The sequence below is a fragment of the Streptomyces sp. NPDC098789 genome (assembly GCF_044759975.1).
In the GTDB taxonomy this organism is placed as follows: domain Bacteria; phylum Actinomycetota; class Actinomycetes; order Streptomycetales; family Streptomycetaceae; genus Streptomyces.
In genome coordinates, this window is the sequence record NZ_JBIWAJ010000026.1 from 100,613 (window position 1) to 119,479 (window position 18,867).

Annotated in this window: 15 protein-coding genes and 1 tRNA gene; 7 read left to right on the top strand and 9 right to left on the bottom strand. The window is 72.7% G+C overall.

The window, feature by feature from the left end; translation table 11 throughout:
• Window positions 1-5 precede the first annotated feature (5 nt).
• Window positions 6-413 (top strand): rodlin, encoded by a 408-nt coding sequence (locus ACIQWR_RS36595; protein ID WP_399264408.1) that lies wholly within the window; start codon window positions 6-8, stop codon window positions 411-413.
• Between the two features lie 119 nt (window positions 414-532).
• On the opposite strand, the gene ACIQWR_RS36600 is transcribed toward ACIQWR_RS36595, so the two are convergent.
• Entirely contained in the window at window positions 533-1,183 is a 651-nt protein-coding gene (locus ACIQWR_RS36600) for a vitamin K epoxide reductase family protein (protein ID WP_404018871.1), read from the bottom strand.
• A gap of 192 nt (window positions 1,184-1,375) precedes the next feature.
• Between ACIQWR_RS36600 and ACIQWR_RS36605 the strand changes: the two genes are divergently transcribed.
• Window positions 1,376-2,140, top strand: coding sequence for a DUF6227 family protein (locus ACIQWR_RS36605; RefSeq protein ID WP_404018874.1), 765 nt, complete (start codon window positions 1,376-1,378; stop codon window positions 2,138-2,140).
• 24 nt (window positions 2,141-2,164) lie between these two features.
• On the opposite strand, the gene ACIQWR_RS36610 is transcribed toward ACIQWR_RS36605, so the two are convergent.
• From ACIQWR_RS36610 to ACIQWR_RS36625, 4 genes are all read right to left on the bottom strand, one after another.
• Window positions 2,165-4,408, bottom strand: a complete 2,244-nt coding sequence (locus ACIQWR_RS36610; RefSeq protein WP_404018876.1) for a fructose-specific PTS transporter subunit EIIC — start codon at window positions 4,406-4,408, stop codon at window positions 2,165-2,167.
• Entirely contained in the window at window positions 4,405-5,358 is a 954-nt protein-coding gene (gene pfkB / locus ACIQWR_RS36615; RefSeq protein WP_404018878.1) for a 1-phosphofructokinase, read from the bottom strand. The genes ACIQWR_RS36610 and pfkB overlap by 4 nt, the downstream gene beginning before the upstream one ends.
• Window positions 5,355-6,116, bottom strand: coding sequence for a DeoR/GlpR family DNA-binding transcription regulator (locus ACIQWR_RS36620; protein WP_404018879.1), 762 nt, complete (start codon window positions 6,114-6,116; stop codon window positions 5,355-5,357). The genes pfkB and ACIQWR_RS36620 overlap by 4 nt, the downstream gene beginning before the upstream one ends.
• 134 nt (window positions 6,117-6,250) lie before the next feature.
• On the bottom strand, window positions 6,251-7,822 hold the full coding sequence (locus ACIQWR_RS36625) for an MFS transporter (RefSeq protein ID WP_404018881.1): 1,572 nt from the start codon (window positions 7,820-7,822) through the stop codon (window positions 6,251-6,253).
• A gap of 63 nt (window positions 7,823-7,885) precedes the next feature.
• Here ACIQWR_RS36625 and ACIQWR_RS36630 point away from each other — a divergent pair, with 63 nt between their 5' ends.
• Window positions 7,886-8,833, top strand: coding sequence for a helix-turn-helix transcriptional regulator (locus tag ACIQWR_RS36630; protein WP_404018884.1), 948 nt, complete (start codon window positions 7,886-7,888; stop codon window positions 8,831-8,833).
• A gap of 859 nt (window positions 8,834-9,692) precedes the next feature.
• Here ACIQWR_RS36630 and ACIQWR_RS36635 read toward each other — a convergent pair.
• From ACIQWR_RS36635 to ACIQWR_RS36645, 3 genes are all read right to left on the bottom strand, one after another.
• Window positions 9,693-10,679 carry an RNA polymerase sigma factor RpoD/SigA gene (locus ACIQWR_RS36635; protein ID WP_404018886.1) on the bottom strand — a complete coding sequence of 329 codons (987 nt, stop codon included), beginning with the start codon at window positions 10,677-10,679 and terminating at the stop codon, window positions 9,693-9,695.
• Between the two features lie 489 nt (window positions 10,680-11,168).
• Window positions 11,169-12,701: an MFS transporter gene (locus tag ACIQWR_RS36640; protein WP_399264151.1), complete on the bottom strand. Its 1,533-nt coding sequence runs from the start codon at window positions 12,699-12,701 to the stop codon at window positions 11,169-11,171.
• A gap of 131 nt (window positions 12,702-12,832) precedes the next feature.
• The gene (locus ACIQWR_RS36645) at window positions 12,833-13,537 is read right to left on the bottom strand and encodes a TetR/AcrR family transcriptional regulator (protein ID WP_404018960.1); all 705 of its coding nucleotides are present in this window, start codon (window positions 13,535-13,537) and stop codon (window positions 12,833-12,835) included.
• Window positions 13,538-13,946: 409 nt separating this feature from the next.
• Here ACIQWR_RS36645 and ACIQWR_RS36650 point away from each other — a divergent pair, with 409 nt between their 5' ends.
• Window positions 13,947-15,224 carry a M6 family metalloprotease domain-containing protein gene (locus ACIQWR_RS36650; RefSeq protein WP_404018889.1) on the top strand — a complete coding sequence of 426 codons (1,278 nt, stop codon included), beginning with the start codon at window positions 13,947-13,949 and terminating at the stop codon, window positions 15,222-15,224.
• A 219-nt stretch (window positions 15,225-15,443) separates the two neighbouring features.
• Entirely contained in the window at window positions 15,444-16,484 is a 1,041-nt protein-coding gene (locus ACIQWR_RS36655) for a zinc-binding dehydrogenase (RefSeq protein ID WP_404018892.1), read from the top strand.
• Window positions 16,485-16,522: 38 nt separating this feature from the next.
• Here the strand turns inward: ACIQWR_RS36655 and ACIQWR_RS36660 are convergent, their stop codons facing one another.
• Window positions 16,523-17,674 (bottom strand): XdhC family protein, encoded by a 1,152-nt coding sequence (locus ACIQWR_RS36660; protein ID WP_404018895.1) that lies wholly within the window; start codon window positions 17,672-17,674, stop codon window positions 16,523-16,525.
• 228 nt (window positions 17,675-17,902) lie between these two features.
• Here ACIQWR_RS36660 and ACIQWR_RS36665 point away from each other — a divergent pair, with 228 nt between their 5' ends.
• The gene (locus ACIQWR_RS36665) at window positions 17,903-18,631 is read left to right on the top strand and encodes a tyrosine-protein phosphatase (protein WP_404018898.1); all 729 of its coding nucleotides are present in this window, start codon (window positions 17,903-17,905) and stop codon (window positions 18,629-18,631) included.
• Window positions 18,632-18,727: 96 nt separating this feature from the next.
• Window positions 18,728-18,800: transfer RNA gene (locus ACIQWR_RS36670), tRNA-Arg, on the top strand.
• Window positions 18,801-18,867 lie beyond the last annotated feature (67 nt).

Below are 18,867 nucleotides of genomic sequence, written 5' to 3' on the forward strand. Positions count from 1 at the left end.
ACATGATGAACAAGCTCGTCCAGGCCACCCTGATCGGCGCGTCCGTGCTCACCGCGGGTGTCGCCACGGCCGCCCCGGCCCTGGCCATCGGCAACGACAACGGCATCAACACCGTGAACGGCAACGGCGCCTCCCAGGTGTACGGCAACCAGAAGACCACGGGCGACATGAGCCCGCAGCTCAGCCTGGTCCAGGGCTCCGCCAACAAGCCCTGCATCGGCCTGCCGGCCAAGATCAACGCCCAGTCGCTGGTGGCCCTGGTCAACGTCGGCGTCCAGGACATCAACGTCCTGTCCAACCCGATGAACCAGCAGTGCACCGAGAACTCCACCCAGGCCAAGGGCGACGAGTCCCTCTCGCACATCCTGGACAACATCCCGGTCCTCTCGGGCAACCTGTCCGCGGGCAGCTGATCACCGCACTCGATTCCGGTCCGGGCCCCCGCGCCCGTGGAGCGAAGTGACGAGGGCCCCGGCAGCTTCCAGCTGCCGGGGCCCTCACTCGTCCACCGCCCGCCGACCGGGCGGACCGTTCAGCCGGTCCAGAAGTCCCACCAGCGGGTGAGGATCAGCATCCCGATCACGCCGACGTGCAGGGCGGGCGGAGCCCAACCGAACTCGGCGAAGAAGCTCTTGACCGGGCCCGGCGCGGGCAGGACCGCGGTGCGGACGTTGTGCGCGGTGACGGCCCAGAACATCACCAGCGTCGCCACCCAGGCCAGAGCGCACCACAGGCACAGCGCGTTGATCTCGTACAGCGACTGCACCATCAGCCAGGTGCAGAAGCCGACGCCGAACAAGGTCCCGGCGTTGAGCCCGAGCCAGAACCAGCCACGGTGGCGGGCGCCCGCGAGGAGGGCCATGCCGATGCAGAGCACGACGGCGTAACACGCGAGGCCCAGCATCGGGTTGGGGAAGCCGAAAGCAGCCGCCTGCTCGCTCTGCATCACGCTGCCGCAGGAGACCACCGGGTTGAGGCTGCACGCGGGCTTGAAGTCCGGGTCCTCCAGCAGGAGGAACTTGTCGAGGGTGATCACCCACGAGGCGAGCAGCCCGGCCGCCCCCGTGAGAACCAGCAGCCAGGCGAGTCCGCGAGGGGCCGCGACCCGTTCCTCCGGCTCGCCTTCGTGTGGAGCGCGGGGCTGCCCCTGCTGGCGGGGGACGCCCACTGTATTCGTTGCCATACGGCCCATAGTCCCGCACTTCGGCATGGAACACGGCGAACCGTGGCTATCCGTACGCAAGTTGACCGGATGGAGTGCCGGGAACCCCCGTCACTTCCCGGACGTTTTACCGAACCCCGGACGTGATGTCAGAACCAGGGGCTACGTTGAGCGTCCGTGACGTAACAAGCTGCGACGGCCTGGAGACCCACCTTGAGCGATCCGTACGAGACAACCGAGGCGCACCTCGAGCGACTCCTGGGCCGCGCCCTCAACTCTTTCGACCTGCCGGACCGGCTGGTCGAGCGCCTCGGCACGGCGCTCGCCCACAGCTCCTCGCTCCACAGCACGCAGCACGGCCCGGCGGCGGGCCGCTGGCGGGAGACCCATCGGCACGCCTACCTGCTCGCCGACGGCGAGCCCGCGACGCTGTGGGAGCTCGTGTACCGCCTGGAGCACGATCGCGCGACCCGGCACGAGGTCTTCGTCAGCAAGGCGGAGGCCGCGCTGGCGGCGGTCCGGCTGTTCGGCGAGGACCCGGCCGCGGCCCGGGACTTCACACTGATGGAGGAAGCCGAGGGCGAGCTCGGTGACCACGGCGTGCTCAGCGCCCTCTTCGCCGCCTCCTCCCCGGTCCAGCACCGGGAGTACGCAGTGGAGCAGTCGGCCGACCACGCCCGCCGGGTGCTGCGCCGGGCGGAGAACGCCGACCGGCCGGGCGAGGCGGTCGCGCGGCGGCTGACCTCGGCGTACGCGCACCGGATCACCCAGGCGTTCGGTACCCGCCAGTGCCTCGCGGACGGTCGGGGCGCCGGCTTCAGCCTCTACGAACACGCCTTCGTCCTGCTGGACGGGAGCGAGCTGAGCCTGTGGGAGGTCGAGCACACGGCCACGCCGGACGGGCGGCACATGTGCGAGGTCTACGAGACGGAAACGGCCGCGCGCGGAGCCATGGAGCTCCGCGCGCGGGTGAGGTGAGCCGGGTTGCCGCGACCCGTCGGGTCAGGCGGCGACCGGGACCTCCGCTTCGGTGACGGCACCGGTGGCCGCCGGGGCCGGGCGGCGCATGCCCTTGAGGAGGACCACCAGGCCCGCGGCGACGCAGGTACCGGCGGCGATCGCGATCAGGTAGAGCAGCGGGTTGCCGATCAGCGGGATGACGAAGATGCCGCCGTGCGGGGCCCGCAGCGTGCATTCGAAGGCCATCGAGAGCGCGCCGGTGACCGCGCCGCCGGCCATGGCGGCCGGGATCACCCGGAGCGGGTCGGCCGCGGCGAAGGGGATGGCCCCCTCGCTGATGAACGAGGCTCCCAGGAACCAGGCGGCCTTGCCGTTCTCGCGCTCCGTCGTGGAGAAGAGCTTGCCGCGCACGGTGGTGGCCAGTGCCATGGCGAGGGGCGGCACCATGCCCGCGGCCATCACGGCGGCCATGACCTTCAGGCTGCCCTCGTTGGGGGTGGCGAGGCCGCCGATGGCGAAGGCGTAGGCGACCTTGTTGAGCGGACCGCCGAGGTCGAAGCACATCATCATGCCGAGGACCACGCCGAGGATGATCGCGTTGGCGCCGGAGAGGCCGGACAGCCAGTCGGTCAGGGCCTGCTGGAGCGAGGCGACGGGCTTGCCGATGACGAGGAACATCAGGAAGGCGGTCACCGCCGAGCCGATCAGCGGCAGGACCACCACGGGCATGATCCCGCGCATCGCGGCCGGTACCTTCACCCGCTGGACGGCGAGGACCGTGCCACCGGCGATCAGACCGGCGATCAGGCCGCCGAGGAAGCCGGCGTTGATCGTGAGCGCCACGGCGCCGCCGACGAAGCCGGGGACCAGGCCCGGGCGGTCGGCCATGCCGTAGGCGATGTAGCCGGCGAGGACCGGGACGAGGAAGCCGAAGGCGAGGCCGCCGGTCTGGAAGAGGAGGGCCGCCCAGCTGGCGGACTCGGTCCATACGAAGTGCTCGGCGACGGAGGGCGCTTCGTTGATGCCGTAGCCGCCGATGGCGAAGGCGAGGGCGATCAGGAGGCCGCCGGCGGCGACGAAGGGGACCATGTAGCTGACGCCTGACATGAGCCAGGTGCGGAGCTTCGAGCCGTAGCCCTCGCCGCCCTGTCCGTCCACCCGTTCGACGGGGGTCGGCGCGGTGGTGTCGCCGGTGTCGCCGCGGGCGGCCTTGTCGCGGGCCTCCGCGAGGAGTTCGGCGGGGCGGTTGATCCCGGCCTTCACCCCGACGTCGACGGTGGGCTTCCCCGCGAAGCGGGCGCGGTCGCGGACGGGCACGTCGTGGGCGAAGACGACCGCGTCGGCGGCCGCGATGTCGGCGGGGGCCAGGGCGGTGAAGCCGGCCGAGCCCTGGGTTTCGACCAGGAGCTCGATGCCGGCGGCCGCGGCGGCGCGCTGGAGGGATTCGGCGGCCATGTAGGTGTGCGCGATCCCGGTGGGACAGGACGTGACGGCGACGACCTTGAACCCACCCGCGGCCCCGGCGGGGCCGGTGCTTCCGGCTCCCGCCGAGGACGCACCGGGCCCAGCATTTCCGGCCTCTCCGACCCCGGGCCCGGCAATTCCAGCCTGCCCGGCGATTGAGGGCCCGCCGGAGGCAGGCTCGGCCGGGGAAGGCGGCGCGGCCGCCGCCCCGGGCTCCGCCCGGACCCGCGCCTCAAACGCCGGCGGGGCTGGATCTGCCCCGGGGGCTCCACCTTCGGGCTCGGCCGAGGAGGACGGCGAGGCTGAAACAGCGCCGGATTCAGCCGGCCCGGCGATTGAGGGCCCGCCGGAGGCAGACGAGGCCGGGTCGGCCCCGGGGCCGGCTATGAGGGTGGCGGCTTCGGCCGGGGCGGTGGCGGCGCGCAGGGCGGCCACGAAGTCGGGCCGCATCAGGCGGCGGGCCAGGGACGACAGGATCGTCAGATGCGCGTCATCGGCCCCCGCGGGCGCCGCGATCAGGAAGATCAGGTCCGCGGGCCCGTCCGACGCACCGAAGTCCACGCCCGCGGGTGCCCGCCCGAAGGCCAGCGTCGCCGCCGCCACATGCGCACTGCGGCAGTGCGGGATGCCGATCCCGCCCTCCAGCCCGGTCGGCATCTGCGCCTCCCGCGCCGCCACGTCCGCGAGGAAGCCCTCCAGGTCCGTGACCCGGCCGAGCGCGGCCATGCGCAGGGCCAGGGACCGGGCCGCCGCTTCCTTGGAGTCGGCGGCGAGGTCGAGGTCGACCAGCTCCGCGGTGATCATCGTGGTCGTCTCGCTCATCGCTCGTCGCTCCGTTCGGACAGCGGAAGGTCCAGGGGGACGTCCCGGGTGACGCGGACCGCGTCGGGGCGCAGGTCCGCGGGGGTCGGCATGGCGCTGCCGGGGAGTTGGACCGCGGCCGCGCCGTGGGCCAGGGCCGAGGCGAGGGCCTCGGGCCCCGTACCGCCCGCGATCAGGAACCCGGCCAGGGAGGCGTCGCCGGCGCCCACGTCGCTGCGTACCGTCGAGACGGCCGCCGTGCCGTAGTACGCGCCGTCGGCCTCGACCAGGAGCTGGCCGTCCGCGCCGAGGGAGGCCAGTACCGCTCGGGCGCCCCGGGCGCGCAGTTCCTCGGCGGCCTCGACCACATCGCCCAGGGTGGCCAGCGGCCGGCCCACGGCCGCCGCGAGCTCCTCGGCATTGGGCTTGATGACGTCCGGGCGGGCGGCCAGCGCGGCCGTCAGGGCCGGGCCGGAGGTGTCGAGGGCGATCCGGGCGCCGGCCGCGTGCGCCCGGTCGACCAGCTCGGCGTACCACTCGGGGGCGAGGCCCCGCGGGAGGCTGCCGCAGCAGGCGATCCAGTCGGCGCCGACGGAGCAGCCGCGGACGGTCTCCAGGAGGAGCGCGGATTCGGCCGCGCTGAGTTCGGGACCGGCCGCGTTGATCTTCGTCAGGGTGCCGTCGGGTTCGGCGACGGAGATGTTGGAGCGGGTCTGGCCCGTGACGGCGACCACGGTGACGTCCACGCCCTGGGCGCCGAGGAGTTCGGCGATGAGCGTGCCGGGGGCGCCGCCCAGCGGGAGGACCGCCGTCGTACGGACGCCCGCGGCCGCGACGGCCCGGGAGACGTTGACCCCCTTGCCCCCGGGGTCGACCCGTTCGGCGGTGGCCCGGAGCACTTCGCCCCGGTCCAGCGCGGGGACCTCGTACGTCCGGTCCAGGGAGGGGTTGGGGGTGACGGTGAGGATCATACGAGCACGACTTCCGTACCGGCGGCCTCGATCGCCGCCTTGTCTTCGAGGGCCAGGCCCCGGTCCGTGATGAGGAGGTCCACCTCGGCGAAGGAGCCGAAGCGGGCGAACTGTTCCTGCCCGGACTTCGAGGAGTCGGCCAGGACGACGACGCGGCGGGCGGCCGCGACGGCGGCGCGCTTGACGGCGGCTTCGGCGAGGTCGGGGGTGGTGAGCCCGCCGTCCGCGGTGAAGCCGTTCGTCGCGAGGAAGAGGACGTCGGCGCGGATCTCGGCGTACGCGCGCAGCGCCCAGGCGTCGACGGCGGCGCGCGTGCGGTGGCGGACCCGGCCGCCGACCAGGTGCAGATCGATGCCGGTGTGGTCGGCGAGCCGGGCGGCGACGGGCAGCGCGTGGGTGACCACCGTGAGCGCGGTGTCGACCGGGATGGCGGCCGCGAGGCGGGCGACGGTGCTGCCGGCGTCGAGGATCACGCTGCCGCCGTCGGGGAGCTCGGCGAGGGCGGCGGCCGCGATCCGGTCCTTCTCGTCGGCGGAGGTGGACTCGCGCTCGGTGAGGTCGGGCTCGAAGTCCAGGCGGCCGGCCGGGATGGCCCCGCCGTGGACGCGGCGGACGAGCCCGGCCCGGTCCAGTGCGGTGAGGTCGCGGCGCACCGTCTCGGCGGTGACCTGGAACTGCTCGGCGAGGGAGAGCACGTCGACCCGTCCCACCTCGCGGGCGAGGCGGAGGATCTCCTGCTGGCGCTCCGGTGCGTACATGTGGGTTTACGTCCGTTCGATGCCCGACTCGGTGGGTTCCCCTGTACCGTACGCCCGAATCGACGGTCAAACAAACAAAAACGGGCATGCCCGCCAACAAAGGCGGACATGCCCGTGAAGTGGGGCCGGACGGCCTAGGAGACCGGGACCTTCTCCAGGGCGACCTCGCCGTCACCCTCGCCCGCGCCCTCGTGGGAGGGTTCGGCCTGCTTGCGCGGCAGTGCGAACATCACCGCGAAGATCACGACGAGGACCGCGACCACCCACCACAGCGCACTGCGGAAGGCCTCGACGTACTGCGGCCCGAAGACCGCGTCGTTCTCGATCACGCCGAAGTAGACGACCGAGGTGAGGCCGAGGCCGAGCGCGTTGCCCATCTGGTTGGTGGTGTTGATCAGGCCGGAGGCGGAGCCGGCGTGCTCGCGCGGCACCTCCGAGAGGACCGCGTCGGTCAGCGGGGCCACGATCAGGCCCATGCCGAGGCCCATCACCACGAGCGGCGCGGCCATCTGCCAGGAGGCGATCTCCATGCCGTAGTGCTTCGACTCCCAGATGTAGAGGAGCAGACCGGCGGCCATCGTCAGGGCGCCCGCCTGGAGCACCTTGCGGCCGAAGCGCGGCACCAGCTTCTGCACGGAGAGGCCCGCGGCGGCCGAGACGGCGATCGAGAAGGGGATGCCGGTGGTGCCCGCGCGCAGGGCGCTCCAGCCGAGGCCCATCTGCATGTAGAGCGTCCAGACCAGGAAGAAGATGCCGGTCGCGATGCCGAAGGTGAGCTGGACGGCGATGCCCGCCGCGAAGCTCTTGACCTTGAACAGGGACAGCTCGACGAGCGGCGAACCGTCCTTGCGGATCTTGTACTTCTCGTAGGCGATGAACCCGGCGATCAGGAACGGGACCGCGCCCATGCACAGGAAGCCCCACAGCGGCCAGTCGTTCTCGCGGCCCTGGGTGAGGGGGTAGATCAGCATGACCATGCCCGCGGTGGCGATGAGGACGCCGACCAGGTCCAGGCGCAGGGCCTGGGGGGCCTTGGACTCGCTGATGAACTTGCGGCCGAGGATCACGCCCGCGATGCCGACCGGCAGGTTGATCAGGAAGATCGGGCGCCATTCGAGACCGAGGATGTTCCACTCGGTGAGCAGCGCGCCGAGCATGGGGCCGGAGACGGCGCCGAGACCGACGATCGCGCCGAACATGCCGAAGACCTTGCCGCGCTCGTGCGGGGGGAAGGTGACGTGGATGATGGCCAGCACCTGCGGGACCATCATGGCGGCCATCGCGCCCTGGAGCAGGCGGGACGTGACGAGCATGGCCGGGTTGGCGGCGATGCCGCACAGCAGCGACGCGGCGGTGAAGCCCGCTATGCCGAGGAGGAAGACGCGCTTGCGTCCGTAGATGTCACCGAGGCGGCCACCGGTGATCAGGCCGGCGGCGAAGGCGAGCGCGTAGCCCGCGGTGATCCACTGGATGGCGCTGGTCGAGGCGTGCAGGTCGCCCCGCATGCTGGGTATCGCGATGTTGACGATCGTGACGTCGACCAGGTCCATGAAGGCCGCGGTCATGACGATGGCGAGCGCCAGCCAGCGGCGGCGGTCGGCCTTGGCGTCCAGCGGGGCGGCGTCCCACCCTTCGGCTGACTTCCGTTCTGCTGGTTCGGGCCCGGTCTCGTTCTCGGGCGATGTCTTGGATGTCTCCGTGCTCATGAGGAGAAACCTAGACGGCATGTAGGTCAGTTGGTGTCCTATTTCCCTGGCAATCTGGATTGCATGACCGACACCCCGGCACGGCTGCTGACCCTGCTGTCCCTGCTCCAGACACCCCGCGAATGGCCCGGGAGCGAGCTGGCGGACCGGCTCGGGGTCAGCTCCAGAACCATCCGCCGCGACATCGACCGCTTGCGGGACCTGGGATACCCGGTGGAGGCCACGCTGGGCGCGGAAGGCGGGTACCGGCTGGTGGCGGGGGCGGCGATGCCGCCGCTGGTACTGGACGACGAGGAGGCGGTGGCCATCGCGGTGGGGCTGCGGGCCGGGGCCGGGCACGCGATCGAGGGCGTCGAGGAGGCGTCCGTGCGGGCGCTGGCCAAGCTGGAGCAGGTGCTGCCCTCGCGGCTGCGGCACCGGGTCAGCTCCCTGCAGTCGGCGACGGTCGCGCTGACCCGGGGGGACGGGGCCAGCATCGACCCGCGGACGCTGACGACGATCGCCTCGGCGACGGCCGGGCGGGAACGGCTGCGGTTCGCCTACCGGGCGGCGGACGGCGCCGGGACGCGGCGGCTGGTGGAGCCGAACCGGCTGGTGAGCACCGGGTGGCGGTGGTACCTGGTCGCCTTCGACCTGGACCGGGACGACTGGCGGACCTTCCGGGTGGACCGGGTGAGCGAACCCTTCCCGACGGGGGCCAGGTTCGTGCCGCGGGAGCTGCCGATGGACGCCGTGGCCTTCGTGGAGCGGGGGCTGCGGCACGGGCCCGGGGAGACGTACGAGGTGGAGCTCCACTTCGCGACGGCGCCGGAGGCGGTGCCGGGGTGGGTGGGGGTCGCGGAGCCGGATCCTGCCGGGGGGTGCCGGGTGCGGTTCGCCTGCGGCGACGCTCCGGAGTGGCTCGCGGCGCGGCTCGCCCTGACGGGGCTGCCGTTCACGGTCCTGTCCCCGGCGTCCCTGGCGGCCACCGCCCTGACCCTCGGCACCCGGCTTACGGCCGCGTCCCCTTAACGGGGCGGAACCTGGCGCCTCCCCCGGGGGGCCTGGCGGGGCGGGGCGGGGCGGGGGCCGTCCTGGCGGGGGGTGCCGTCCTGGCGGGGGCGGGTGCCGTCCTGGCGGGAGCGGGTGCCGTCCCGGCGGGGGCGGGTGCCCACCCAGGGGGGCGGGTGCCGTCCCGGCGGGGTGGGGGGACGCGGTGCGGGGCGCTTGCCAGCGGGGGTGTGGGCCGGGTGCGGGTGGCGCGCCGGCTGGCGCTGCCTCCGGCGGGCCCTCAAACGCCGGGCAGGCTGGATTTGGCCGGTCCAGCCGACCGATCAGTGACCCGAAAGCCCCACAAGGGCACACCCACCCGACCTCCCCGCAGGTGTACATCCACCACGAATCCCCCGCGGCCCACCGGAGGCACAGAGTCAGCCCGCCCGGCGTTTGAGGGCCCGCCGGAGGCAGACGCGACCCGCACGGACGCACCCCAGGCCCAGCCAGCCTGCCCGGCGGCCCGCAGGGGCACACACGGCCGAGGTCATCCCAGCCCGCCCGGCGTTTGAGGGCAATGGCCGAGGCACACCCCACCCGCAGGCGCGCACCCGGCCCAGGTCATCCCAGCCCGCCCGGCGATTGAGGGCAATGGCCGAGGCACACCCCACCCGCAGGCGCGCACCCGGCCCAGGTCGACCCGGCCCGCCCGGCGATCGAGGGCATGACCGAGGCGCACCCAGCCCGCACAGGGGCAACCGGCCCACCGGAGGCAAACCCAGCCCGCCCGGCGATTGAGGGCAATGGCCGAGGTGCACGCGCAGCCGGTGGTGCGGTCGGGGTGCGGGGAAGCCCCGGTACCTGGGGGGGGATAGGTACCGGGGCCGTATGGGGGGGGTTACGCGACCGCGTCGAAGCCCGTGTCGCGGGCCATCCGCTTCAGCTCCAGCAGCGCGTGCTTCTCGATCTGCCGGATCCGCTCGCGCGTCAGCCCGTGCTGCTTGCCGACCTCGGTCAGCGTCCGCTCCCGCCCGTCCTCGATCCCGTACCGCATCTTGATGATCGAGGCGGTGCGCTGGTCGAGCTTGGCGATCAGGTCCTCCAGCTCCTCGCTCCGCAGCAGCGACATGACCGACTGCTCCGGCGAGACGGCGGAGGTGTCCTCCAGGAGGTCACCGAACTGCGTGTCGCCCTCGTCGTCGACCGACATGTTCAGGCTGACCGGGTCGCGCGCCCAGTCCAGGACGTCACCGACGCGCTTCTCGGTGGTCTCCAGCTCGGCGGCGATCTCCGCGTGCTCCGGGTCCCGGCCGTTCTCCCGGTTGAACTCGCGCTGCACCCGGCGGATGCGGCCCAGCTCTTCCACCAGGTGGACGGGGAGGCGGATCGTGCGGGACTGGTCGGCGATGGAGCGGGTGACCGCCTGGCGGATCCACCACGTGGCGTACGTGGAGAACTTGAAGCCCTTGGCGTAGTCGAACTTCTCCACCGCGCGCACCAGGCCCGCGTTGCCCTCCTGGATCAGGTCGAGCAGGGGCAGGCCGCTGCGCGGATAGCGGCGGGCCACGGCGACCACGAGGCGCAGGTTGGAGCGGATGAAGACTTCCTTGGCGCGCTCGCCATCGGCGGCGAGCACTTCCAGCTCCTCCGTCGTGGGGAGCGCCTTCCCCTCGCGCTCTATCCGGCCGTCGAGGATCTGCTGGGCGTACACGCCCGCCTCGATGATCTGGGAGAGCTCGACTTCCTTCGCCGCGTCGAGCAACGGGGTGCGCGCGATCTCGTCCAGGTACATGCCGACCAGGTCGCGATCGGCGATCTCCCTGACCACGGCGCGCGCGGTGCTGCGGCTGGAGGACTGACGACGGGCGACGGCGCGGGTTGCCATGCGTGCTCCCTAGCAATGAGTTCGGTCGCTGTGCGGCTGCTGCTGGTGTAGCGATGTAGCGGTACGGCTGGCTGCGGCCCTCGGAACACTCTCCCGAGTGCCCGCATCCGAAGGAAACAACGACTGGAATCGGGACAGAATTCCCGCGCCGCATCCCTTTTTCGAGATCTTGCAGTATCCTGCCCCGCCACGACGCGGCCCTGGAGTCGCCAGATCCTGCGGAGGCGCAGGTCAGGCCCGGAACCGAGGCCGCTCGAAGGGCTCGGTCAGCGCCGCCCCCGGCTGCACTTCCACCCTTGAAGACGGCCCGTACCGGGTTCTGGTTGCCTGCGCAGATGACCGGATTGTCCGCTGGAGTCCACTGGGGTCCGCTGCGGTCCGCTGGAAACGGAGCGACCCCACCCCGTTCGCGTGCGAACGGGGTGGGGTCGTCGTCATTCCGCAGTCGTTCCGCGGTCGCCCCGCGGTGCGCGCCCGGGCGCGCGGGCGTCAGTGCGCGATGACCGGGATCCGGTTCTCCGCTTCCGCGTCCGCGCCCTCACCGGTGGCCGTGGCCCCGGTGTCGGGACGGCCCGTGTTGATCAGGGTCAGCGCGATCAGCGAGCTGGCGGCCAGGATGCCGACCGCCCACCAGATCGCCGAGGAGTAGCCCTCGACCATCGCGCGGGCCTGCACCAGCTTCGCGGCGGCGCCGCCACCGGCCGCCTCGGCGGCGTGCGCGGTGAGGTACGCCGTGGTGGCGGAGGCGGCGATCGTGTTCAGCAGTGCGGTACCGATCGCGCCGCCGACCTGCTGCGAGGTGTTGACCATCGCGGAGGCCACGCCGGCGTCGGCCGGGTTCACCCGGTACGTCGCCAGCGACATCGCCGGCATGAACGCGGAGCCCATGCCCAGGCCCAGCAGCAGCTGCGCCGGGAGGATGAGCGCGGGGTAGGACGAGTCCACTTCGAGCTGGGTCAGCAGCAGCATGCCGGAGGCCGCGACCAGGAAGCCGGGGCCCATGAGCAGCCGCGGCGGGACGCGGGTCATCAGACGGGCACCGATCTGGGTGGAGCCCGTGATCATGCCCACGATCATCGGCAGGAAGGCGAAGCCGGTCTTGACCGGCGAGAAGCCCTTCACGACCTGGAGGTAGTACGTCAGGAAGAGGAACAGGCCGAACATCGCGATGACGGCCAGGCCCAGCGAGAGGTACACGCCGCCGCGGTTGCGGTCCATCAGGACGCGCAGCGGCAGCAGCGGGGACTTCACCTTGGACTCGATCAGGACGAAGGCGCCCAGCAGGACGACCGAGCCGATGAAGAGGCCCAGGGTGAGCGGGTCGGTCCAGCCGTTCGACTCGGCGCGGGTGAACCCGTAGACGAGGGAGACGAGACCGACGGTGGACAGGACCACGCCCGGGATGTCGAGCGCGGAGCGGTTGCGGGTGCCCGCGGGCTCCCGGATGACCATCCAGGCACCGACGGCCGCGATGATCGCGAACGGGATGTTGACGAAGAAGGTCCAGCGCCAGTTCAGGTACTCGGTGAGGAACCCGCCGAGGATCAGGCCGACGGCGCCGCCGCCGCCCGCGATCGCACCGTAGATGCCGAAGGCCTTCGCCCGCTCCTTGGCGTCGGTGAACATCACCGCGAGGAGGGAGAGGGCGGCGGGCGCGAGCAGCGCGCCGAAGGCACCCTGCAGGGCGCGGGCGCCGAGCATCATCGCCTCGCCGCTCGCGGCGCCGCCCAGCGCGGAGGCCAGGGCGAAGCCGATGAGGCCGACGATGAAGGCGTTCTTGCGACCCCACAGGTCGGCGATCCGGCCGCCGAAGAGCAGCAGTCCACCGAAGGCGAGGGCGTAGGCCGTGATGACCCACTGGCGGTTGCCGTCGGAGATCCCGAGGTCCAGCTGGGCGGACGGCAGGGCGATGTTCACGATGGTCGCGTCGAGGACGACCATCAGCTGCGCCAGGGCTATGAAGACCAGCGCCCGCCAGCGACTGGGGTCAGCCTGAGGCAGGCTCGCGGCTGTTTTTGACATGGGGGTACCTATCTCACGGTGCGGAATGACGTAAAGGTGAATCAGCTGAGGTGAATGAGGCGAAGTGCGCCAACCAGGCGAATGACTGCGTTCCGGGCAGTGTTCGACGCTAGTGGGAGCGACCCCGGGCGTCACATGGTTTTCTGCCTGAGGTCTTCGAGCGTGGCCGCGGAGCCGGGCAGCACGGAGTGGCCCGGAGCCCGCAACCCGTCCAGGAAGAGCTGGAGATGGCGGTGCGCGAACTGGTCCGCGTCGAGGCAGGCGATGCCCGGCAGCGGGCGGCTGAGCTGCGACAGCGCGACCATCAGGTCGCCGGCGGCGATGTCGGTGCGCACCAGGGCGGCGCGCTGGCCCGCCACCAGCAGGTTCTCCACGGCCTCGGCCAACGCGTCGCGCGCGGCGAGGAGTTCGGGGTTCTCGCGGTCGAAGTCCCCCGCGAGCATGGGGCACAGGGCGCCGATCCGCTCGTCGGCGGCCGCGTGCGTGAAGCGGCAGAGGGCCTCGAAGGCGTCCACCGGAGCCGCCGTCGCGGGAGCCCCTGACACGGGGGCGCCTGTCGCGGGGGCGCCTGTCGCGGGATCCGCCGTCGCGGGAGCCAGCGTCGCGGCCAAGGCGTCCTCGGCGTGGGCGGCGACCCGGTCCATGACGAAGAGGACGACCCGGTGGACGAGGTCCGCCCGCTCGGGGAAGTGCCGGTAGAGGGTGGCGTTGCCGATGCCGGCGCGCCGCGCGATCTCGTCCAGCGGCGCGTGCGCACCGAACTCGACGAACATCTCGCGGGCCGCCAGCAGGATCCGCTCGCGGTTGCGCACGGCATCCGCCCGCGGGCGCGGCACCCGCTCACCGGTGGCCGACGCGGCGCACGGGGTGGGTGCGGCGCACGGAGCGGGTGCGGCGGCGGCCTCCGAAAGGCGCGGCGCGGCGGCCGGGGCCGCGAGCTCCGCGGGCGGGGTGCTCGACGAACGCTTCACTCCTGGCCTCCCTGCTTCCTGGTTCCTGGTTCTTGCGGTTCTCGGGCTCCTCGGTAACCGGGGAGCCAGTCCCCGCTTACGTCGACTCACATGCAAACGGGGATTCGGTCCCCGGTTATTTCGCGCCATCATGTGACCTGGGTCACATCCCCTTCGACCCCGCCCCGCCCGGATGGCCGCTCCCGACGCGCGGGCGCGCCGTACCCGTCAGAGGGTGGGCGCACAGAGCGCAGACCGGACCCGGCCGGCTGCCGCGGACCCGAAGGCGCTCTCCATGCCGCAGATCCGCCACCGGATACGCACACCCCGCCGCGCCAGTGCCTACGTCGGCCTCACCGCGCTCGCCATCGGCATCACGGCGACCGCGGGCGTCGGTATATCGAGCCGGACGCACACGGCTGCCGGCCCCGCGGCCGCGACGAACGAATCGGCGCTCGCGCCCTGCCGGATCTCCGGCGCCATGGGCGTGCAGATGTCCGAGGGGCTGCCGACCGCACCCGGGTACTCCCGCTCGACCGGCGAGGTCCGCGCGCTGAACCTGATGATCGACTTCCCGGACGCCAAGGGCGAGGGCTCGGCCCTCGACCGGCTGTCCGAGTTCTTCCCGCAGACCTCCGACTGGTTCCGCACCAGCTCGTACGGGCGCCTCAGCTACAAGCCCGAGGCCCCGATACGGACCTGGCTGCGGATGCCGATGCCGTTCGCCTCGTACGGCATCGAGCGCGGATCCGCCTACGAGCCCGGCTACCGCCAGCTCGTCGAGCACATAGCCCGGGCCGCGGACGCCCAGGTGGACTTCAGCCGGTACGACCTGATCAACATCCTGGTCACGCCGAACGCCGGACCGTCCGCCCTCGACACCGTGCTCTCGGTGACCTTCTCCGGCAACGGGGAGGCCCCGATCGCCGACGGCGTGCCGCTCGCGAACACGTCCTTCGTCTACAGCCGCCAGGACGACGGCTCCGGCTCGTACCGCGAGACGGGCTACCGGGTGCTCCCGCACGAGAACGGCCACGTCTTCGGGCTCCCCGACCTCTACACCCAGGACGGCGGGGGCAGCGTCGGCCACTGGGACATCATGAGCGAGGACTGGGGGTCCAACAACGACCTGCTGGGCTGGCACAAGTGGAAGCTCGGCTGGCTGGACGCGAACCAGATCAGCTGCGCCGCCAAGTCCGGCACCAGCGACCACATCCTGTCCCCGCTCGGCACCGAGGGCGGGGTGAAGCTGGCCTTCGTACCGACCTCGGAGAGCGCCGGCTACGCCGTCGAGGTCCGCACCCAGGCCGGGAACGACGAGGCCGTCTGCAAGCCCGGGGTCCTCATCTACAAGGTGGACTCCGAGGTGGACACGGGCCGCGGCCCGGTCACCGTCGCCGACAGCGCGGCCACCAGCGGCGGCTGCACCCGGCGGGCCAACGTGCACGGCGAACTCTCGGACGCGCCCTACAAGCCGGGCGAGACCTTCACCGACTCGGCGGCGGGCATCAGCATCTCGGTGGTCGGTGAGCTGCGCACCGGCAAGTACCAGGTCCGCGTCACCCGCCCTTAGGGGGTGTCTGACGGATGGCCGGGGCGCGGCCCGGTCGGGAAGAGGTCCCGACCGGGTCCCGGCCGGGCCGCTCCCCGCGGAACACGGTCCGGCCCCTCGACCCGGCCCCTCCCGACCTCCGGCCCCCTCTCCGGTCGCCGGCGCGCGGCGACAGTGGAAGTGCGGGAGGAGGACGCGCGAGCAGAACGAGAAGCGAACGAGTGGGAGGAGGGGGCCGGGATGAAGGCCTTCGTGCTGCGCCGGACGGGCGAGGTCGCGGTCATCGCCAAGAGCGTTCCGGAGCCGGGGCCCCACGAGGTGGTCGTGCGGATCACGGCGGCCCTCCTGTGCGCCTCGGACGTGCGCGGCGCACGCCGCGGCCTGCCCGCCGGACCCGACACGACCCTCGGCCACGAGGCCGTCGGCGTCGTGCACGCCCTCGGGTCCGAGGTCACCGGGCTGTACGTCGGCCAGCGCGTCGCCGTCGGCGGCGGCGGCCCGCATTCCGTGAGCGACGGCAGCCTCGCCGAATACGTCCTGGTCCCGTGCCCAGCGGGCCACCCGGACGGCCACGACGCCCACGACGCCCTGAACGCCCCCGGCACCCCGGACACCACTCAGGCCCCACGCACCGCTCCTGCCCCGCAGACCACACCGGCCCGCGAGACCCTCACCCCGGTCCCGGACGCGGTCAGCGACCACCAGGCCCTCTACGCGACGGGCCCCCTCTCCGGCGGCTTCGCGGCCGCCGAGCGCGCGGAGCTGCGCCCGGGCCACCCGGTGGCGGTGCTCGGCCAGGGCGCGGTGGGGCTCAGCACCACCATCGCCGCACGGCTGGGCGGTGCGGGCCCGATCATCGCGGTGGAGTCCCGGATCCGGCGGCAGAAGCTGGCCCTGCACTTCGGCGCGGACGTGGTCGTGGACCCCGCGTACGAGGACACGGTCGAGCGGATCATGGAACTGACCGGTGGGACGGGCGTGGACGTCGCGATCGAGGCGGTCGGGGCGGACGTCCGCCCCGACGCGGCGGACACGGCCCGTCGGATCGTGTCCCGGGGCGGCCGGATCGTGCACGCCGGCTGCGCGGCGGACACCGGACCCGAGGGCGCCCGTACCGGTCGGATCCTGCGGCTCATCGAGAGCGGGCAGATCAGACCGACCGCGATGACCACGCACGCCTTCGACTTCGACCGGGTCGAGCGGGCCTACGAACTGCTCGCCGGGCGCGCGGACGGGATCATCAAGCCACTGATCGTCTTCCCGCCCCCGGGGGCCGGGTAGTCCGTGGGGGCCGGGTGGCCCGCTCCCCCGGCCCCCCTTCAGGCGATCCGGGCCACCGGGGTGGTCGCGGCGGCGGTGGCGTCGTGGTGGATCGGGGTGTGCGCGCCCGTGAGCGAACGCCCGCTGCCGCCGCGCCGGCTGGCGACGATCTCGGCGGCGATGGACAGGGCCGTCTCCTCCGGGGAACGGGCGCCCAGGTCGAGGCCGATGGGCGAGCGCAGCCGCGCCAGCTCCAGCTCGGTGACGCCGACCTCGCGCAGCCGCGCGTTGCGGTCCTCGTGCGTGCGCCGCGATCCCATCGCGCCGACGTAGGCCACCGGGAGCTTCAGGGCCAGTTCGAGCAGCGGCACGTCGAACTTGGCGTCGTGCGTCAGCACGCACAGGACCGTACGGGCATCCACCGGGGTGGCCGCCAAGTACCGGTGCGGCCAGTCGACCACGATCTCGTCCGCATCGGGGAAACGATTCTTCGTCGCGAACACCGGCCGCGCGTCGCACACCGTCACCTCGTACCCGAGGAACTTGCCCACCCGTACCAGCGCGGAGGCGAAGTCGATGGCACCGAAGACGATCATCCGCGGCGGCGGCACGCTCGACTCGACCAGCAGCCGCACCGGCCGCCCGCAGCGGGCCCCCTCCGCGCCGATCTCCACGGCACCCGTCCGACCCCCGTCGAGCATCGCCCGGGCCTCGGCCGCCGCGGTCGCGTCCAGCCCCGGATGTCCGCCGAGCGTCCCCTCGTACGTACCGTCCGCGTGCACGAGCAACGGGCGGCCCAGCAGCTCGGCGGGCCCCTCGGCGACCCGCGCGACGGCCGCCGCCCCACCCCGCGCGGCCACGGCGAGCGCGGCCTCGAACACCGCGCGCGACCTACCGCCCACGAGGACCGGGGTGACCAGGACGTCGATGGTCCCGCCGCAGGTCAGACCGATGGCGAAGGCATCGTCGTCGCTGTACCCGAAGCGCTCCTGGACGGTTTCGCCGTCTTCGAGCGCCTGCTGGCACAGCTCGTACACCGCACCCTCCACGCACCCGCCGGAGACCGAACCGATCACCGTGCCCCCGCTGTCGACGGCGAGGGCCGCTCCGGGCTGCCGCGGCGCGCTCCCGCCGACCGCCACGACCGTGGCGACGGCGAAATCACGCCCCTGCCCGACCCACCGGTGCAGCTCGTCGGCGATGTCCAGCATGCTCGGTCTCCGCTCTGCCGTCCGCGGTCGGCGGCCCGCGGCGGCGGGAAGGGCCAGGTCGCCCCCCACCTTCCGACAACTCCCGCGATTGCGCGAGCGGATGTCCGCCTTCCCCCACGACTTCGCCACTTCCGGCCAGCCACCCGCGGGGGCCCATGACCGCGCGCCGTCGACCAACTGGGTAGCCTGCGCAGTTGATCAGCACGTCTACGCACGGGGGACACGGGCATGGAACGGCACATCGGGTTCGACCGGCTGCACAACTTCCGCGATCTGGGCGGCTACCGCACCGCCGACGGGAGCACCCTCGGCTGGGGGCGGCTCTACCGCGCGGACTCGCTCGGCAAGCTCGCCGGGGACGACTGGGAGCGGTTCCTCGGACTCGGCATCCGGACCGTCATCGACCTGCGCTACCCGTGGGAGATCGACGCCAAGGGCCGCGTGCCCGAGGCCGATCGTTTCGCCTACGCCAACTTCAGCATCGAGCACCGCCCCTACGACCAGGCCGAGATCGACCCCGAGGTCGACCCCTGGCGCTACCTCGCCGACCGCTTCGCGGAGGTCGCCGAGGACGGCGTCGACGAGATCCGCCAGGCCATCGAACTGATCGCCGCCGATCCCGGCCCCACCGTCTTCCACTGCACCTCCGGCAAGGACCGCACCGGGCTCATCGCGGCCCTCGTCCTCACCCACCTCGGCGTCCCCGAGGAGCAGGTGCTCGCCGACTTCGCCCTCACCGAGCTCGCGACCGCCCGCCTCGCCGACGACTGGCGCGCCGCCCACCCCGACCGCACCCTGAACTGGCCCTCCTACGGGCGCGCCCCCGCCGAGGTCATGGAGCTGGTGCTGGCCGACCTGAGCGCCCGTCACGGCTCGGTCGACGCCTACTTGACCGACCGCGTCGGGATCACCGCGGCCACCACCGCGGCCCTGCGCGCCCGCCTCCTGTCGGCTTGATCGGAACGCACCGGGGCCCCTCGGCGCAGCCCCGTCGCGGCGGCAATCCGTGCGACCACGCCCAGCACGATCCGCTAGGCTGTCGCCGACGGGCCCGCCTTCGTAGCTCAGGGGATAGAGCACGGCTCTCCTAAAGCCGGTGTCGCAGGTTCGAATCCTGCCGAGGGCACGTGAGACACGTACGACGAAGACCCCCCGACCGTTCGCGGTCGGGGGGTCTTCCTCGTGTCCGGGGC

What these genes read in the sequence shown, in the direction of transcription:
- ACIQWR_RS36595 (WP_399264408.1), top strand. Translation starts at nt 6, where the DNA reads ATGAACAAGCTCGTCCAGGCCACCCTGATCGGCGCGTCCGTGCTCACC.
- ACIQWR_RS36600 (WP_404018871.1), bottom strand. Translation starts at nt 1,183, where the DNA reads ATGGCAACGAATACAGTGGGCGTCCCCCGCCAGCAGGGGCAGCCCCGC.
- ACIQWR_RS36610 (WP_404018876.1), bottom strand. Translation starts at nt 4,408, where the DNA reads ATGAGCGAGACGACCACGATGATCACCGCGGAGCTGGTCGACCTCGAC.
- pfkB (WP_404018878.1), bottom strand. Translation starts at nt 5,358, where the DNA reads ATGATCCTCACCGTCACCCCCAACCCCTCCCTGGACCGGACGTACGAG.
- ACIQWR_RS36620 (WP_404018879.1), bottom strand. Translation starts at nt 6,116, where the DNA reads ATGTACGCACCGGAGCGCCAGCAGGAGATCCTCCGCCTCGCCCGCGAG.
- ACIQWR_RS36625 (WP_404018881.1), bottom strand. Translation starts at nt 7,822, where the DNA reads ATGAGCACGGAGACATCCAAGACATCGCCCGAGAACGAGACCGGGCCC.
- ACIQWR_RS36630 (WP_404018884.1), top strand. Translation starts at nt 7,886, where the DNA reads ATGACCGACACCCCGGCACGGCTGCTGACCCTGCTGTCCCTGCTCCAG.
- ACIQWR_RS36635 (WP_404018886.1), bottom strand. Translation starts at nt 10,679, where the DNA reads ATGGCAACCCGCGCCGTCGCCCGTCGTCAGTCCTCCAGCCGCAGCACC.
- ACIQWR_RS36640 (WP_399264151.1), bottom strand. Translation starts at nt 12,701, where the DNA reads ATGTCAAAAACAGCCGCGAGCCTGCCTCAGGCTGACCCCAGTCGCTGG.
- ACIQWR_RS36650 (WP_404018889.1), top strand. Translation starts at nt 13,947, where the DNA reads ATGCCGCAGATCCGCCACCGGATACGCACACCCCGCCGCGCCAGTGCC.
- ACIQWR_RS36655 (WP_404018892.1), top strand. Translation starts at nt 15,444, where the DNA reads ATGAAGGCCTTCGTGCTGCGCCGGACGGGCGAGGTCGCGGTCATCGCC.
- ACIQWR_RS36660 (WP_404018895.1), bottom strand. Translation starts at nt 17,674, where the DNA reads ATGCTGGACATCGCCGACGAGCTGCACCGGTGGGTCGGGCAGGGGCGT.
- ACIQWR_RS36665 (WP_404018898.1), top strand. Translation starts at nt 17,903, where the DNA reads ATGGAACGGCACATCGGGTTCGACCGGCTGCACAACTTCCGCGATCTG.